17 protein-coding genes are annotated in these 15,817 nt (G+C 59.4%); 9 read left to right on the forward strand and 8 right to left on the reverse strand.

Going from position 1 to position 15,817, the window contains the following annotated elements:
- Positions 1 to 181: 181 nt before the first annotated feature.
- The 6 genes from ACFOTD_RS24610 to mnmL all read right to left on the reverse strand — a co-directional run bounded on the left by ACFOTD_RS24610 (position 182) and on the right by mnmL (position 4,430).
- Positions 182 to 652: a MogA/MoaB family molybdenum cofactor biosynthesis protein gene (locus tag ACFOTD_RS24610; RefSeq protein WP_378122594.1), complete on the reverse strand. Its 471-nt coding sequence runs from the start codon at positions 650 to 652 to the stop codon at positions 182 to 184.
- A gap of 201 nt (positions 653 to 853) precedes the next feature.
- Positions 854 to 1,336, reverse strand: coding sequence for a hypothetical protein (locus tag ACFOTD_RS24615; RefSeq protein WP_378122595.1), 483 nt, complete (start codon positions 1,334 to 1,336; stop codon positions 854 to 856).
- 106 nt (positions 1,337 to 1,442) lie between these two features.
- Positions 1,443 to 2,420 carry a type I phosphomannose isomerase catalytic subunit gene (locus ACFOTD_RS24620; protein ID WP_378122596.1) on the reverse strand — a complete coding sequence of 326 codons (978 nt, stop codon included), beginning with the start codon at positions 2,418 to 2,420 and terminating at the stop codon, positions 1,443 to 1,445.
- On the reverse strand, positions 2,417 to 2,821 hold the full coding sequence (locus ACFOTD_RS24625) for a VOC family protein (RefSeq protein ID WP_378122597.1): 405 nt from the start codon (positions 2,819 to 2,821) through the stop codon (positions 2,417 to 2,419). The genes ACFOTD_RS24620 and ACFOTD_RS24625 overlap by 4 nt, the downstream gene beginning before the upstream one ends.
- Before the next feature lie 15 nt (positions 2,822 to 2,836).
- Positions 2,837 to 3,457 (reverse strand): tRNA 5-(aminomethyl)-2-thiouridylate-methyltransferase MnmM, encoded by a 621-nt coding sequence (gene mnmM, locus ACFOTD_RS24630; RefSeq protein WP_378122598.1) that lies wholly within the window; start codon positions 3,455 to 3,457, stop codon positions 2,837 to 2,839.
- Positions 3,458 to 3,461: 4 nt separating this feature from the next.
- Positions 3,462 to 4,430 carry a tRNA modification radical SAM protein MnmL/YtqA gene (gene mnmL, locus ACFOTD_RS24635; RefSeq protein WP_378122599.1) on the reverse strand — a complete coding sequence of 323 codons (969 nt, stop codon included), beginning with the start codon at positions 4,428 to 4,430 and terminating at the stop codon, positions 3,462 to 3,464.
- 324 nt (positions 4,431 to 4,754) lie between these two features.
- On the opposite strand from mnmL, the gene ACFOTD_RS24640 reads away from it, so the two are divergent.
- From ACFOTD_RS24640 to trmB, 3 genes are all read left to right on the forward strand, one after another.
- The gene (locus ACFOTD_RS24640; protein WP_378122600.1) at positions 4,755 to 4,943 is read left to right on the forward strand and encodes a hypothetical protein; all 189 of its coding nucleotides are present in this window, start codon (positions 4,755 to 4,757) and stop codon (positions 4,941 to 4,943) included.
- A 153-nt stretch (positions 4,944 to 5,096) separates the two neighbouring features.
- Positions 5,097 to 5,927, forward strand: coding sequence for an MBL fold metallo-hydrolase (locus tag ACFOTD_RS24645; protein WP_378122601.1), 831 nt, complete (start codon positions 5,097 to 5,099; stop codon positions 5,925 to 5,927).
- A gap of 85 nt (positions 5,928 to 6,012) precedes the next feature.
- On the forward strand, positions 6,013 to 6,798 hold the full coding sequence (trmB, locus tag ACFOTD_RS24650) for a tRNA (guanosine(46)-N7)-methyltransferase TrmB (RefSeq protein WP_378122602.1): 786 nt from the start codon (positions 6,013 to 6,015) through the stop codon (positions 6,796 to 6,798).
- Between the two features lie 429 nt (positions 6,799 to 7,227).
- Here trmB and ACFOTD_RS24655 read toward each other — a convergent pair whose 3' ends face one another.
- Complete coding sequence (locus ACFOTD_RS24655) at positions 7,228 to 8,979, reverse strand: methyl-accepting chemotaxis protein (RefSeq protein ID WP_378122603.1); 1,752 nt, start codon at positions 8,977 to 8,979, stop codon at positions 7,228 to 7,230.
- A gap of 670 nt (positions 8,980 to 9,649) precedes the next feature.
- Here ACFOTD_RS24655 and ACFOTD_RS24660 point away from each other — a divergent pair.
- The 5 genes from ACFOTD_RS24660 (at position 9,650) to ACFOTD_RS24680 (ending at position 12,859) form a co-directional block, all read left to right on the forward strand.
- A complete protein-coding gene (locus ACFOTD_RS24660; RefSeq protein ID WP_378122604.1) occupies positions 9,650 to 10,888 on the forward strand; it encodes a glycosyltransferase family 2 protein in 1,239 nt (412 codons plus the stop codon).
- Positions 10,889 to 11,258: 370 nt separating this feature from the next.
- Positions 11,259 to 11,762 carry a translation initiation factor IF-3 gene (infC, locus tag ACFOTD_RS24665; RefSeq protein ID WP_110468919.1) on the forward strand — a complete coding sequence of 168 codons (504 nt, stop codon included), beginning with the start codon at positions 11,259 to 11,261 and terminating at the stop codon, positions 11,760 to 11,762.
- 18 nt (positions 11,763 to 11,780) lie between these two features.
- Positions 11,781 to 11,981: a 50S ribosomal protein L35 gene (gene rpmI / locus ACFOTD_RS24670; RefSeq protein ID WP_090114073.1), complete on the forward strand. Its 201-nt coding sequence runs from the start codon at positions 11,781 to 11,783 to the stop codon at positions 11,979 to 11,981.
- A 59-nt stretch (positions 11,982 to 12,040) separates the two neighbouring features.
- Entirely contained in the window at positions 12,041 to 12,400 is a 360-nt protein-coding gene (gene rplT / locus ACFOTD_RS24675; protein ID WP_090114071.1) for a 50S ribosomal protein L20, read from the forward strand.
- A 177-nt stretch (positions 12,401 to 12,577) separates the two neighbouring features.
- A complete protein-coding gene (locus ACFOTD_RS24680; RefSeq protein ID WP_378122605.1) occupies positions 12,578 to 12,859 on the forward strand; it encodes a hypothetical protein in 282 nt (93 codons plus the stop codon).
- A 356-nt stretch (positions 12,860 to 13,215) separates the two neighbouring features.
- On the opposite strand, the gene ACFOTD_RS24685 is transcribed toward ACFOTD_RS24680, so the two are convergent.
- Positions 13,216 to 14,139, reverse strand: coding sequence for a proline dehydrogenase family protein (locus ACFOTD_RS24685; protein WP_378122606.1), 924 nt, complete (start codon positions 14,137 to 14,139; stop codon positions 13,216 to 13,218).
- Between the two features lie 89 nt (positions 14,140 to 14,228).
- Here ACFOTD_RS24685 and pruA point away from each other — a divergent pair, with 89 nt between their 5' ends.
- The gene (pruA, locus tag ACFOTD_RS24690; protein ID WP_378122607.1) at positions 14,229 to 15,776 is read left to right on the forward strand and encodes an L-glutamate gamma-semialdehyde dehydrogenase; all 1,548 of its coding nucleotides are present in this window, start codon (positions 14,229 to 14,231) and stop codon (positions 15,774 to 15,776) included.
- The last annotated feature ends 41 nt before the right edge of the window (positions 15,777 to 15,817 follow it).

Consider the following 15,817-nt stretch of genomic DNA (forward strand, 5'->3'; position numbering starts at 1 on the left):
ACGGATTGCAACCTACACACCTCTACAATAGGAGATTTTTTCATGCCTATCCACGAAAAAAGTAACACGAAATAGAAAATATAGTAATTTATTGATTAAAAATTTAATGCGTTAGTTTTAATGCAACACTAGTGAACTCGCTTCCGCTACCCTCGCCAGCTCCGGCCCTCCAAAAGGCCGATTACTTCAAATCGTCCTTATAAATCTCCCGCATGACATGGCCGAGCTCAGGCACGATCAGCCGGGTCATCGCTAGGCGCACAGCCCCTGTAGAACCTGGCATGGAGAATACAGCCGTGCGGCCCATCGTGCCGGCGATCGCGCGGGACAGCATGGCGGCCGTACCGATGTCCTCCGTGAAGCTGAGCATGCGGAAAATCTCGCCGAAGCCCGGCATTTCCTTGGTCAGTACGCCGGCAACGGCTTCATAGGTCGTGTCGCGCGCGGCGATGCCGGTGCCGCCGTTCAGCAGCACCGCCTCGACCGCGGGATCGGCGTCGGCCGCGCGAAGCAGCTCGCGAATGCGTTCGTATTCGTCAGGGACGATGAGCGCGCTCCGGACTTCATGGCCGTTCGCCTCGAGAATCTCCCGGATGAGCCGGCCGCTCTTGTCGGTATCGGGCGTGCGCGTGTCGGATACGGTGACGATCATGCAGCCGACGGAGGACGGGGCCTCGCGCCTGTGCTGTTCGGCGGAAGTGATCGGTTCGATGGGGAGCAGCCTCCTTCGTTAAGATGGACGGTAAATAAAAACGGCGAACCCGATTTGCGGACCAGAAAAACCAGGGATCCGAAAACGCGGGTTCGCTTTTAATTGCCGGTTCGGCAGCCGGACCGGGCTTCGCTTCATGCTTTATTCGGGTCGGTACGTCGCCGGATCGTCTTGCGCATACAGTCCGTCGTCGGAGTCGCGATCATGCGCGGCCTCGACAGGTCTAGTGCGAATCAGCCGATCCGCAATCGCCGGCAGCAGAAGGAAAAGGGCATAGGCGAGCGTCATCCAAACCGTAAACGTGTGATACTGCCCTTGATCGAGATCGTACAAAACCTTGTCTCTGTATAGGAGGACGAAGGTATTGAGCAAAAGGCCGATCAATGCGCCAACGAAGCCGAACCGGGTCGCCGAACCGGGCGTTCTGAACAGTCGGAGCCGCACGACGAGCGCGACGCCCAGGATGACGAGCGCCGTGAGCGCCTCCAGCAGGAACAGCGAGGCCCCGAATTGGCGATCCTCTGCGGCGACGAGCACCCAATCGCCGAACAGCATGAAAAACAGCGTCCCAAGGGCCCACATCGCGATGCCCAATCCGGACAAAATCAGCATTTGTCTCAGCATGCCAAGGATCTTTCCTTTCGCATCCGCCGGGGGACGCGGGAGTGGTCGGGCAATAACCCTGGTACGGCTGCAGCCGCAATATTCGAGACTGCAGCTCTAAAAGGGCTTAAGGCAGCTGACTCCGCAGCACGGTCATATTGCCGCCCAGGCGATAGGCGCCGAGGTTGGCGGGGAGGAGGAGGCAGTCGCCGGCTTTGATATCCAGGCTGCCGCCGTCCCAGCCGATCGAGCCTTGGCCTTGCACGGCAATCAGGATAACGAAGCTGTCGGACGGCGTCGCCAGCTCCCAATCTCCCTCGACGACGCCTTTGTCGGTCTCGAAGTACGGCGAGGAGGCGAGGCGCAGCCATTCTCCGGCCGGCGTGCCGGCCGTGGACATACGGCTTGCGCCGGCGCCCTCGTAATCGGTCACGTTAAGCGAATCCTCGATATGCAGCTCGCGCGGCTTGCCGTCCAGGCCCGGGCGGTCATAGTCGTAGAGACGGTAGGTCGTGTCCGAGTTCTGCTGGATCTCGGCTACCAGGACGCCTGCGCAGAGCGCGTGGACCGTGCCGGCAGGGATGTAGAACGTATCGCCGGCTTTGACGGACACTTCCTGCAGCGAATCCATGATCTTGCCTTCCTCGATTGCCGCCGCGAGCTTCTCGCGCGTCGTGCCCGGCTTCAGGCCGTAAATGATCTTGGCGTCAGGCGCGGCGTCGATGACGTACCACATCTCGGTCTTGCCGAGCTCGCCCTTGGGCAGACCGGCGTAGTGGTCGTTAGGATGTACTTGGACGGACAGGTCGTCGTTGCAATCGAGCAGCTTGATAAGCAGCGGGAAGCGACCGAGACCGGCGACCGCGCCCTTCGCGCCGAACCATTGCGCGCCGAAGCGCTCGCGGATCTCGTCAAGGCCGAGACCTGCCAACTCGCCGTTTTGTACGTGCGATACGCCGTTCGGATGGTCGGCGATCATCCAGCCTTCGCCGATATGGCCCGGGGGCACGTCGAAGCCGAACTGCTCCAGGGCGCGGCCGCCCCACACGCGTTCTTTGAACTCGGGCTTGAAGTGAAGGGGATAAGGTTTGGTCGATTGTGTCATGCTTGGTTGCCTCCTCTGGTCGATTGGAAAAATTCTAGCGATTCGCCGTCCGGCCCGCGGAAAAAGAAGTAGCGGCTTCCGTTCGGCAGCGTGGTGATCTCGGCGTCGAGTCCGTCGACGTCCAGCATCGAGATGCGCGAGTATTCGGCCTCGATGTCGTCGACGCCGAAGGCGACGTGGTGCACGCGCCCCTCGGGGGCGAGCGTCCCGTCATACCCCTCGATGAGCTCGAGCTCCGTCTCGCCGGCTCCGGGGAACGACAGGAACGCGAGGCGGATAATGCCATTCGTGTGCGGCAGCGTGTCCGTATGTACGAGACCGACGGTTTGCGCGTAAAAGGCGATCGAACGATCCAGATCGCTCGTCATGATGCCGACATGCTCGATTTTTTTGACAGCCATGCATGCAGCCTCCTCTTATTTTTTTTCCAACGCATACAAAAACGGCGATCCTGCCCGCTTGGGGAAGCGGTACAGCAGCGCCTGGACGGCATCGTCGGGCAGCGCGGCTACCCAGTCGCCGACCGCAGCCGCCTCGTCCTGCCCGCCTTCGTGGCCGGGGTAGACGGCGATCGTCGCGATGCCGCCCGGCGCGAGCAGGCGAAGGGCGGCATCCAAAGCGACAAGCGTCGTGTCGGGCTTCGTAATGACCGGACCGGCGCCGTCCCCCGGAGCCGGTCCGCCCGGCAGATAGCCGAGATTAAACATGACCGCGCCGACGCGCCCGTGCACCTCCGCAGGCACCCGCGCGACCATCTCCTCATGCCCCGCATGCAGCAGCACGACCTCGCCGGGCGTTCGATCGCCGCCGGCCCCCGTCGAAGCTGCCGCAGCCGCCTCAAGCAGCCGCTTCCTCGTCCGCGCCAGCGCCTCCTCCTGCACGTCAAAGGCATACACCCGCCCGCCGGGGCCGACCGCCCTGGCCAGGAAAAGCGTGTCCACGCCGCCGCCGGCCGTGGCGTCGACGACCGTCGCGCCCGGCACGATACGCTCGGACACCAGCCGCTGAGCCATCGTCAGCACGGAATGGAAGCCCATGCGGTCAGCGTCCCTTCCAGTGCTTACCCTGCCAGCTGCCGCGTCGCACCAGCTCCGCGTCGATGGCATTCAGCACTTCCCATTTGTTCAGGCTCCACATCGGCCCGATCAAGAGATCGCGCGGCGCGTCGCCCGTCAGGCGGTGGACGATCATCTCCGGCGGCAGCAGCTCCAGCGAGTCGACGATCAGCTTGACGTACTCGTCCATCTCAAGGAAGCGAAGCAGGCCGTCGCGCCATTGGCGCACCATCGGCGTCTTGCGCATGAGATGGAGAAGGTGGATCTTGATGCCCTGCACGTCCATCGCGGCCGTCTGCCGCAGCGTCTCCATCATCATCGCCTCATCCTCGCCGGGGAGGCCGTAGATGATGTGCGTGCACACCCGGATCCCCCGTGCCCGAAGGCGCTCGACTGCGTCCAGGTAGCAGGCCGTATCGTGGGCACGGTTAATGAGCGTGGACGTGCTCTCGTGCACCGTCTGCAAGCCCATTTCGAGCCAGAGATAAGTCCGTTCGTTCAGCTCCGCCAGATAGTCGACGACGTCGTCCGGGAGACAGTCGGGACGCGTGGCGATAGAGAGGCCGACCAGTCCCGGCTGCTCCAGAATCACCTCGTAGTATTCCTTCAGCGTAGCAAGTGGCGCATACGTATTCGTATACGCCTGAAAATAACCGATGTACTTGGCCTCCGGCCACTTCAAATGCTGGCGGTCCCGGATCGTATTGAATTGGGAGACGAGATCCTGCCGGCGGCTGCCCGCGAAGTCGCCGGAGCCGCGCGCGCTGCAAAACGTGCAGCCGCCGGCAGCGGTCGAACCGTCGCGGTTCGGGCAGGTAAAGCCCGCGTCCAGCATGACCTTGAACACCTTCGTGCCGAACTCGCGCCTCATTTCGTGATTCCACGTATGGAATCGTTTGCCGCTCCATTCCGTAGGCGTTGCGGCTGCGCCTGCTGTATTTTCGATGATCGGCATATTCGTTCGCCGCTCCTTGTGCGCTTATCTTTAGTCGGATTGACTAGGCTTCTTCTATTGTAGCTGAAAATGCCCCGGCATACCATTTTCATCGATTCATTTTACAGCGGGACGGATTTCCGATAAAGAAGTTTTCTCGAAAACAGGCGCCTTTTAGGCACTCGCCTTCTTGCTAAACCTTACATGATCGTGTTATATTAAAAGTGCGTCAGATCAACAAATGAATCTGACATCTACACAAATAAGACGTCTGTCGGATACAGTCGCAAATGTGCGGATAAGCTAGGTTTGGCCCATCTTATTTTCAGAAAGCGAGTGAAGTTCATGAACACGTCCGTACGTATTCCTCAAGGCGACGATACGATGAAGGTGGAGCTCACGGTCAAAGAAATCATGGCGCTGGCAGGCGTCAAGTTCAACAACAACCATAACGTCGGCGCATCCGCGAAGAAGAAGCTGCAGGAAGCGATCGAAGTCCATTACCATATCGAAGACAACCGTCCGCTCAACTAATCCGACGCAGACTTTTGATAGACCGCCTTTCCCGACAGGGGAGGCGGTCTTATTTACGTTCCGGGTTCGGGCTGATGCGGCGGAACGTCTTGTTCTTCCTCGGGAACCGCGCTTGACTTATACTGAAGCGTAAAGGTTTAAGGAGGGCGCTCGATGCTGAGGATAGATGACGGAGCGGTAAAAATATTCGAAAGCGATCTGTACCGGACAACCTCGACCGTCGTCGTGACGGATACGCATGTCCTCGTTGCGGATCCTTGCTGGCTTCCGCGGGAGGTCGAAGAGATCCGCGCTTACGTGGAGCGCGTGCGCGGGGACCGTCAAGTCGTGCTGTTGTTCACGCATTCGGACTTCGACCATATTATCGGCTGGAGGGCGTTTCCCGGCGCCCTCGTCGTCGCAAGCGGCAGCTTCGCCCGCAGCTCCGCGGCCGAGCGCGAGCGGAACCTGGACCAGATCCGGGACTTCGACGACAAGTATTATTTGAAAAGAAATTACGAGATCGCGTTCCCGGAAGTGGACCATCCGATGGACGGAGACGGCGGTGCGCTGGCGCTCGGAGATGCGAGGCTCGTCTGCTACCAGGCCCCCGGCCACAATGCGGACGGCATGATGACGGTCGTCGAGCCGCACGGCGTTTTAATATTAGGCGATTATTTGTCGGATGCGGAGTTTCCGTTCATCTTCCACGACAGCGCCAGCTATGAGGAGACGCTCCTCAAACTCGACGCGATCGCGCAGCTTCATGAGATCAAGCTGTTCGTGCCGGGGCACGGCTCGCCGTCGAGCGATCCGGAGCGTATGCGGGCGCGCCGGGACGCGGATCTGCGCTACATCAGGGAGCTGCGCCGGATGGTCGAAGCCGGGGACGAGGAGGGTGCTGCCCGTCTGATCGCCGAAGCGCCGTTTCCGCTGAACCAACGCAAATATCACGAGGAAAATACGAACAAAATCAGGCGGGAAATTGCTGACGCTGCCCGGTAGAGGCATATGCCGCTTTACAAAGAAGGCCGAAGCCTGCACAATGGATGCGGCACGGTTTTATTATCGGCGATACGGGAGGATTTACATGCGATTGCGCGGCAGGAAATTTAAGCAAGGGCTTGAAGCACAGGCCGATCTGGTCGTGCTGGAGCCGCAGAAGCTGAAGGGGCGTTGGCACGAATTTTTCGGCAACGACCGTCCGATCATGATCGAGATCGGCATGGGCAAGGGCCGGTTTATAACCCAGATGAGCGTGAGAAATCCTGAAATCAATTACATCGGCATGGATATTTTCGACGAACTGCTGCAGCGGGGCAGCGAGAAGGCGCGCGCGGTATGGCGGGAAAAAGGCGAAGATTGCGTGCCCAACCTGGCGCTCGTGCGCGGAAACGCGGAATTTCTCGAAGACATGTTCGAGCCGGGCGAGCTGACGCGCGTCTATCTCAACTTCAGCGATCCGTGGCCCAAAAGCAAGCACGGCAAGCGCCGGCTCACGCATCCGCTGTTCTTGAAGAGATACAAGCGGCTGTTGGCGGACATCGGCGAGATCCATTTCAAGACCGACTCGCTCAGCTTGTTCGAGTTCTCGCTGAACAGCTTCGCGGACGCGGGGCTGCAGCTGCGCAACGTCTCGCTTCATCTGCATCGGGACGAGCTGCGCGAGGACCTCGTCATGACCGAGTACGAGACGAAATTCGTTGGCCTGGGTCAGCCGATCTACAGGCTTGAGGCGGTTATCGGCGCACGCGCGCTGGCAGAGCACCGCGAGCGGCTGGACGAGGAGCATGCGGACCAGGAGCGCCGCGCCGAAGAGGCGTTGGCCCGCCGCAGGTCCGGAATAGCCGTTGAAGCGGAAGCGGACGACGAGTAGGCTTCGGACCGAACGCGGGCGCCGATGCATGGCCGGCGACAAAAAAAGGATGTCTCAAGGTCTAAACTGGACCAAGAGACATCCTTTTTTAGAAGACGCGGCATGTATATATTTGAGCTGAAATTCGGAAAGGCAAGCTCGCTTTCCGTGTACCGGTAGTTTATGAATGTGTTGCGGGCAAAAAAGCTGCATTTGCACATGTATTTGCTGCCGACTCGCGCGACTTGATAAAATTCCTGCAAATGTGCAGGTAAATTCAAAGGACAAGTCAAAAATCGGGCCGATGGAGAAAATTAACTGCGCTTTTGCATCTATTTTGTCCCAAAGGGGCGACATCGGCAAAAAAAGATGTATATTTGCAGGCATTGCGGCAAATGAACGACGCTTCGACGCATGCGAGCCCGTCGGAACGGCTGTTTAATGAGTCATTTACAGCTTGAAGCGATGCGCCATCTGCTGCAGCTCCGACGCCAACGCGCGCAGCGACTCGGCGGATGCGCTCAGCTCCTCCATCTCGGCAAGCTGCTCCTCGGTAGAGGCGGATATCGTCTGTGCCAGCTCGTTTGCTTGACCCGCGATCCGATCCATCTCCTGCATGGATGCGGCCATTTCCTCGGAGCTCGCCGCCATCTGCTGGGCGGAGGAGGAGGATTCCTGGATCTGCGACGCGACGCTCTGCGTGGCCTTGACGATGGCGGCGAACGATTCGCCGGTAAGCAGGAGCGCCTGGACGCCTGCTTCGACCGCCCGTTGGTTCAGCTCCATCGTTGCGCCTGCCTCGGACACATCCTTTTGCACGGTCTGAATGAGCGCTGCGACCTCGGCGGCGGAGTCGCTGGAGCGCTGCGCCAGCTTCTTGACTTCGGCGGCGACGACGGAGAAGCCCTTGCCTTCTTCGCCTGCGCGGGCGGCTTCGATTGAAGCGTTAAGCGCGAGCAGGTTGGTCTGGCTCGCCAGCTCCGCGATCGCCTCGGCGACGCCGCCGATTTGCGCGGAGCGCTCCGTCAGGCGGGCGAGTATGCCGGAGAGCTGCTCGGTCGACTCGCTGATCGCGCTCATCTTGGCATCGGTGGATTGCAGGAGCCGGTTGCCTTCGACCGCTTCGAACAAGGTCGTCTCCGACGAATCGAACGCTTCGGAGGACGTGTCCGCGATGCGCTGGATTCCCTGCGCCATCTCCTCCATAGACTGCGAGCTCTCCGCGGCCGCGCGCGCTTGCGTCTCGTTGCCCGAGGCGATCTCCTGCGCCGCCACGGCCATCTGCCTGCCGGCCTGCGTCGTCTCCGAGACGGCTAGGCTCATATTGCCCGAGGCGGCGTTCAGACGGTCGGCGTTCGCGAGCAGCAGCTTGACGATTTCCCGAAGATTGTCGTGCATGCGGATGAACGAGCTTGCCAACTCGCCGATCTCGTCGCGGTTGCGGACGGTCAGATCGAGCCGGCTCAGATCGCCGGACGCCATGCGGGCGGCTTCCGCCGTGAGTCGCTTGATGGGCCTGACGATCGAGCGGATCAGCAGCAGGAGAAGAGGCGCGAATACGAGCCAGCAGACCGCGACCGTGATCCAGATGGCGTTTAGAATATGACCTTCGCCCGAGTTGTAATCCTTCATATAGGAGCCCGCCGCGATAATCCAGCCCCACTCGCCGGGCACTTGCAGCGCATAGGTGATTTTTTGGGCTTCCTTGTCCGAGTTCGGCAGCGGCCAATCGTAGAGGGTAAAACCGCCGCCCTGCATGCTCTTGGCAATCATGTCTTTTATGTAATAGAAACCGGAGCTCGTTTTTTTGTCGATAATGTTCTGGCCTTCGAGCAGCGGATGTCCCAGCAGGTCGCCTTGCTCGTTCAAAATGAAAAAGTAGCCGTTCTCGCCCAGATCGAAAGCCTCCGTGATCGCTCTCGTATCGCCCGTCTTGGCGCCGATCAGCTGCTCCTTGACGTATTCCTGGGCATCGGCGGGTGCCATGCGGCCGCTGGACGCCTCCGTTTCGAAGCCTTCCGTGATGCTCGCGGCCATGTTAACCAGATTCTGCAAGTTTTTCTCGATCAAACGACCGGATTCGTCGTCGTAAATCCGGAAGCTGACCACGCCGAGCGCGGTCACCGGTATAATCAGCGTTAACAAAAACAAAGGAATGAGCTTAAGACGGATCGATCTTCGCCACGAACGGACAAAACCCATGTTTCTTCCCCTCCTTATGACAATAAAACTAGGACTTCAGTCATCTTCTATCGACATTATATTCGAATTTGGACAACGTTTCCAATCAAGCGACAGAGCGGCAGTATGCGTGTACATCCGGCAAGGTTGCAAAAATAGTACTGATTAACCGGAAACCCGCGCGCCCCGGCTTCCGTCTTATTAAAGGGACGACTTTCCATGGACTTGCGCAGCTGCGTCGTGAACAGACGTAGCGGCAAAACTGACCGGGAGGAGGAATGCCGTACACCGCGAACGCTTCGCGTCGGACTCGGAAGTAAGCGGGCCGTTTAACATGACGGGACGTATGGGTACACTTCTATGGAGATATTTGCGCGCAGCCGGAAAATGCAGCCAATTCCCGTTTGACGCAGCTATTGTCGAATGGAAAGCGGAATGAGACTGCAGTCGCTTAAACGGAGAAATTGGGCGCAAGAGGAGGATATGGGGAAGCATTCGGGAACACGGTAACATTGATTGCGGTTTATTCCGCATATCCGGTCCGACAGCGCCGAATTCGGACGCCTGCCGCTTTTGACAAAGCGGAGCGAAGGTAAGAAAATCAAGCGTATGCTTTCGGACTCTCCGAGCTTGCTTGGATGAACAAAGAGAGAAATAATGAAAAATAGGGGTCCAGGGGGTAATACCGCATATGTTAAACAGCCTGCTGCTCAGCGTTCAGGTGTTCTTTTTCCTGATCGGAGCCTATCAAGTGATCCTGTCCTTCTTCGGCTGGTACCGCAAGAAAGAGACCATCACGCACAAGCCGACCAAGTCGTTCGCCCTTCTTGTGGCCGCTCACAACGAAGAAGCCGTCGTCGGCGCCCTGATCGAGAATTTGCTGAAAATGAAATACCCGCGCGAACTGTTCGACATTTTCGTCATCTGCGACAACTGCACGGACGGCACCGCCAAGATCGTCCGCGGCTACGAAGGCGTCTATGCTTGCGAGCGCAGCAATCCCGCGCAGCGGGGCAAAGGGTTCGCGATCGAATGGATGCTGAAGGAGCTGTGGAAGCGGCCCCGTCAGTACGACGCCATCGTCATGTTCGACGCCGACAACCTGGTCGCTACCGACTTCCTGCAATACATGAACGAGGATCTGTGCAACGGACACCGCGTCATCCAGGGTTATCTGGACACGAAGAACCCGCATGACAGCTGGGTAAGCGCGGCCAACGGCATCAACTACTGGTTCTGCAACCGCCTCTGGCAGCTACCGCGCTACAATCTCGGCCTGTCGAACTTTCTGGGCGGCACGGGCATGACGTTCGAGACCAAGCTGCTCAAGGAAATGGGCTGGGGCGCGACGAGCCTCGTGGAAGACCTGGAGTTCACCGTACGCTGCATTCAGCGCGGCATCAAGCCGAAGTTCAACTTTGACGCGCGCGTCTACGACGAAAAGCCGATCACGTTCCGCGCGTCCTCGCGCCAGCGTCTGCGCTGGATGCAGGGACACTTCGACATCACGCGCCGCTACATGCTGCCTACGCTGTGGCAGGGCATCCGCGAGCGGAGCTGGGTGAAGATCGACGCCGCCATTTATATTTTTAACGCGTACAATTTCTTGATGGGCTTCCTGCTGACGTTTACGCTCTGGTTCGATCTGCTGCTGCCGGGCGCGCCGCACTTCGACTCGATCTATTCGGTCGCACCGGCCTGGATCGCGGTGCCGATCTCGCTGTACATCTACGCGCAGCTGCCGCTGTCGATGCTGCTCGAGAAGGTCAGCTGGAAGCTGTACTTCAGGCTGATCACGTTCCCGATCTTCTTCTTCTCCTGGTGGCCGGTGACGTTCTGGGCGTTCTTCACCCAGAACAACAAGCAATGGAGCCACACGGAGCACACGCGCGTGCTTCGGCTGGAGGAAGTGCAAGGCAAGCAAATGTAGCATGCCATCGCGGCGTCTAATCCGCCAATTCGGCGGTCAGGCGCCGTCCTACCGGTCAATTCCGAATTCGTTTGACACGCTCGGATGGGCATGCTATAGTAGTTCGGTAACTGTTGAAAAACAGTGCTATCAAGAAGAAGCTCCCGCTTCTCACCTGTTCGGCTGACGCCGACTGGTCAGCGTATCCTACGTATCCGGTCCGACCGGGCGAGCTTGCTCGCAGCCGGCGGCCATCTAACGTTAGCGAGCGGAATGCGGGCGAATGAGGCCCGCATTTTTTATGTTCTTCTTGACCTTTACGGTTGCCCAGGTTGCAACGACGACCTTTTTCCATTAATGGAGGTGGAACGTTATTAGCAAGGATCATCAAATCAATGAGGAAATCCGGGCGAAGGAAGTACGTCTGGTAGGCGCTGAAGGCGAACAGATCGGCATCAAGCCGTTCAGGGAAGCGATGCAGATGGCGATCGACGCCAATCTCGATCTGGTCAATGTAGCTCCGCAAGCGAAGCCGCCCGTATGCCGCATCATGGACTACGGCAAATTCCGCTACGAGCAACAGAAGAAAGAGAAGGAAGCCCGGAAGAATCAGAAGATCGTCGATCTGAAGGAAGTTTGGTTCCGTGCGAACATCGACGAGCATGACTATCAGACCAAGATGCGCAACGTGATCAAGTTTCTCAAAGAAGGCGATAAGGTCAAGTGCTCCGTGCGGTTCCGCGGTCGTGAGATTGCGCACTCCAACATCGGCCAGAAAATTCTTGAGCGCGTCGCCGCCGAGGCCACGGGCGAAGACCTGTGCGTCATCGAGCGCGTGCCGAAGCTTGAAGGCCGCAGCATGATTATGATTCTGGCCCCCAAGGCCACCCACTGACGACAGGAGGAAATACAGATGCCTAAGATGAAAACTCACAGCAGCCTGAAGGACCGCTTCAAGATCACCGGTACCGGCAAGGTCAAGCGTTTCAAGGCTTATAAGAACCACTTGCTGTCCCACAAGTCCGGCCGCCAAAAGCGCGTTCTGGGCACGCAGCCGCTGCTTGCCGACGGCGACGTTCGCCGCATGAAGCAACAACTGGCTAACCTGAAGTAATCGATCCGTTTCGCTGCGCCGCGCAGCGGACTTACACATTCACCGGGAGGTAATCTCAAATGGCAAGAGTCAAAGGCGGGTTCGTAACGCGCCGCCGTCGCAATAGAGTCCTGAAGCTGGCTAAAGGTTACTGGGGCGCGAAGCACCGCCTCTTCAAGAAAGCCAACGAGCAAGTTCTGAAGTCCCTGACGTACGCATACCGCGACCGTCGCCAGACCAAGCGCAACTTCCGCAAGCTGTGGATCGTGCGTATCAACGCAGCCGCTCGTCAGAACGGCCTGTCCTACAGCAAGCTGATGTACGGCCTGAAGCTGGCCGGCATCGAAGTAAACCGCAAGATCCTCGCCGACCTGGCCGTGAACGACATCACAGCGTTCAACTCCCTGGCTGGCACCGCCAAAGAAAAAATCAACGCGTAATCGATCGCGTTTAAGACGCCGTTCCCTTCGCCGGGACGGCGTCTTTTAGCGTTCGTCGCTTTGAATTCCCCGGCAAGCGCGCCGCGCAACTCCGCGATTCGCCTCGTACAAGCGTACATCCCTAACGAAGTCCGCCGTCATATACTGATCGGACAAACGGTGAGAGGAGGAGTTCGCATGGCACGCGTGACTAAATCGCAAGCGCAAAAGCTCGTCGGACGCCATATTTATGCCGTTCGAAAAGACCGGTCCGTCGTCTACGGCAAGCTGGTCGCGATCAAAGGCGATTCGCTCATTCTCGAGCGGAGGAAAGGCAAACAGGTGCAGACCAAAGCCATTATTCCGCTGGTATTGTTCGATATACTCGCCATTGGCACGGCCCCTTTTGCAGGCGGCTGGGGAGCCTGGGGCGGCGGCCTTGGCGGCGGCTTCGGCGGCGGTCTGGGCGGTTGGTGGTAAGGCGATCGTCGCCGATGCCGGATGCCACGGCAGTTGATTGCGCCAGTCGTGTATAACTGTCCAATAGTAAAGCAAATCGGGAGGATGCGGCGTGACACCGCTTCTTCCCGTTTTTCGTGAAGGCAGACATACTGCGCAATGACGATGCATCTAGGGTGGCTCTCGATCCGCTGGGGCGGTCATTATGCACGAGAATGGGCTAGAATGATGCATCTCGGATGCGTTTGGAGCTGCAGCCTGAAATGCGATGGTCATCGTGCACAAGAAAAGTGCACCAAGCGCGAGTTGAGAGTCGGAGCCGGCAACTGTGTCGGTTTTGAACATTATAGTGAACAGCCGTCTCGCTCCGCGTCCGTTCAACGCAGCATATTCTTCACCACCAGCCACAGATTCCCCGGCTTTTCCGCCAAGCGGCGCGTGTAGTAGGGATACCACATCGTACCGTAAGGCACGTAGCAGCGCACGCGATAGCCCTCCTTCGCCAGCCTCGCCTGCTCGGACATCCGCAGCCCGTACAGCATCTGAAATTCGAATTTGTCCCTCGAAATTCCGTTCTCATCCGCATAGGCTTTGACCCAGCTTATAATCGCGTTGTCATGCGACGCGACGGCCGTGTAGACGCCGCGATCCAGATGCAGCTGCACGATGCTTCTGAAGCGAGCGCGGATCTCGGCCGTCTCTTGGAAGGCGATGGCGGCAGGCTCGCGGTATGCGCCTTTAACGAGCCTTAAAGGAACGCCCGCGTCCATCAGGTCTCGCGCATCTCCTTCGCTCCGCTTCAGGTATGCTTGCAGCACGGTACCCACGTTGGACAAGCCCTCCCGGTGCAGCCGGACGGTCATATCGATCGTCGCCTGCGTATAAGGCGAATTTTCCATATCGACCCGCACGAAATTGCCGTACTCCCTGGCACGGACGACGATCTCGCGGATGTTGCGGCAGCAGGCGCCGGCATCCAGCGAGAGTCCCATCTGCGTCGGCTTCAGCGATACATTGGCGCGGACGCCCGAATCCGCGATCGCGTCGAGCAGCTTCAAGTATTCGTCGCGGTAGGCGCGCGCCTCCACCAGACTGCCGATGCCTTCGCCGAGCGCGTCCAGCGTAGCCATGATGCCCAGGCGATTAAGCGCCGCCACCTCGCGCAGCGCGCCTTGCAGATGATCGCTGGCGACGAAGCGGCCGGCCAGCTTGCGGCCGAACCGGAGCGTCAGCCGCTTGACCGTGCGGTTGCCCGCCAAGGCCGTCATCGCTTTGCGGTACAGCGTCGAACCGATATTCATGGGAGACGCTCCTTTCGCATGTCGGTCGTGCATAGATTGAGGAGGAGAGGCTGTTATCATTCGTTACCAGAAGGAGGCTTTTTTTAGGAATGAGGACCGAATTTAAAAACGAAGCCTTCACGGACTTCAAGGCGGAGCCGGCCAACCTCGCATATGACGCCGCGCTCGGGCAAGCCGAAGCGGAGCTCGGCCGGAGCTACCCGCTCGTCATCGGCGGAGCGCGAATCGATACGGAACGCAAGGCGGCATCTGTCAATCCGGCCAAGCATGGCCAAGTCGTCGGAATCGTCGCGCAGGCCGACCGCGAGCTGGCCGAGCGGGCAATCGACGCCGCTTCAGTCGCGTTCGAGAGCTGGAAGCGCGTCGATCCCCATGAGAGAGCCCGCTACTTGTACCGGGCGGCGGCGATGCTGCGGCGGCGCAAGCATGAATTTTCGGCCTGGATGACGCTGGAGGCCGGCAAAACGCGCGTAGAGGCGGACGCCGACACCGCAGAGGCGATCGACTTTATGGAGTTTTACGCACGGGAAATGCAGCGCCTTGCCCTGCCGCAGCCGCTGACGCCGTCGGCGGAGGAGGAAAACCAGCTCTACTACGCGCCGCTCGGCGTCGGCGTCGTCATCCCGCCCTGGAACTTCCCGCTGGCGATCGTCGCCGGCATGACCTGCGCGGCGGTCGTTGGCGGCAACGCGGTCGTGCTCAAGCCCGCGAGCCCGACGCCGGTCATCGCAGCCAAGTTCGTCGAGCTGCTCGAACAGGCGGGCCTGCCTCCCGGCGTCGTGAACTTTCTGCCCGGAGCCGGCGGCGAGGTGGGCGACGCGCTGGTGGATCATCCGCTGACGCGTTTCGTCAGCTTCACGGGATCGCGCGACATCGGCTTGCGCATCAACGAACGCGCGGCCAAGACGCAGCCGGGACAGCGGTGGATCAAGCGCGTCGTGCTGGAGATGGGCGGCAAGGACGCGATCGTCGTCGATGCGGATGCGGACGCAGACTTGGCGGCGGACGCGATCGTCGCAGCGGCCTTCGGCTTTTCGGGCCAGAAGTGCTCGGCATGCTCGCGTGCGATCGTACATCAAGATATATATGAAGCGGTATTAAATAAAGTCGCGGAACGAGCCGGGAAGCTGGTCGTCGGCGATCCCGCGGAGCGCGCGACCGACGTCGGGCCCGTCATAGACGACAAGGCATACCGCAAAATTCTCGATTATATCGCCGTCGGCAAGCAGGAGGGGAGGCTCGTCCTGGGCGGAGGCGCCGGCGATTCCGGCGGCTGGTTCGTGGAGCCGACGGTCTTCGCCGACGTCGACCCGAAGGCGCGCATTTCGCAGGAGGAAATCTTCGGCCCGGTCGTCGCGTTCACGAAAGCGGACTCGTTCGAAGAAGCCATCCGCATCGCGAACGACACGGACTACGGCTTGACGGGCGCGGTGATCTCGAACGACCGGGCGCATCTCGAGCTGGCCCGCCGTTCGTTTTTCGCCGGCAACTTGTATCTCAACCGCAAATGCACGGGCGCGCTGGTCGGCACGCATCCGTTCGGCGGCTTCAATATGTCGGGGACGGATTCCAAAGCGGGAGGCCGGGATTATTTGCTGCTGTTCACGCAGGCGAAGGTCGTATCGGAGCGGTTCTAATAAACCGGTAGGAAGCCTCGGCTCATTCCAAAGCTAGAGGA

It is taken from the genome of Cohnella sp. GCM10012308 (assembly GCF_042649185.1).
In the GTDB taxonomy this organism is placed as follows: Bacteria; Bacillota; Bacilli; order Paenibacillales; family Paenibacillaceae; genus Cohnella.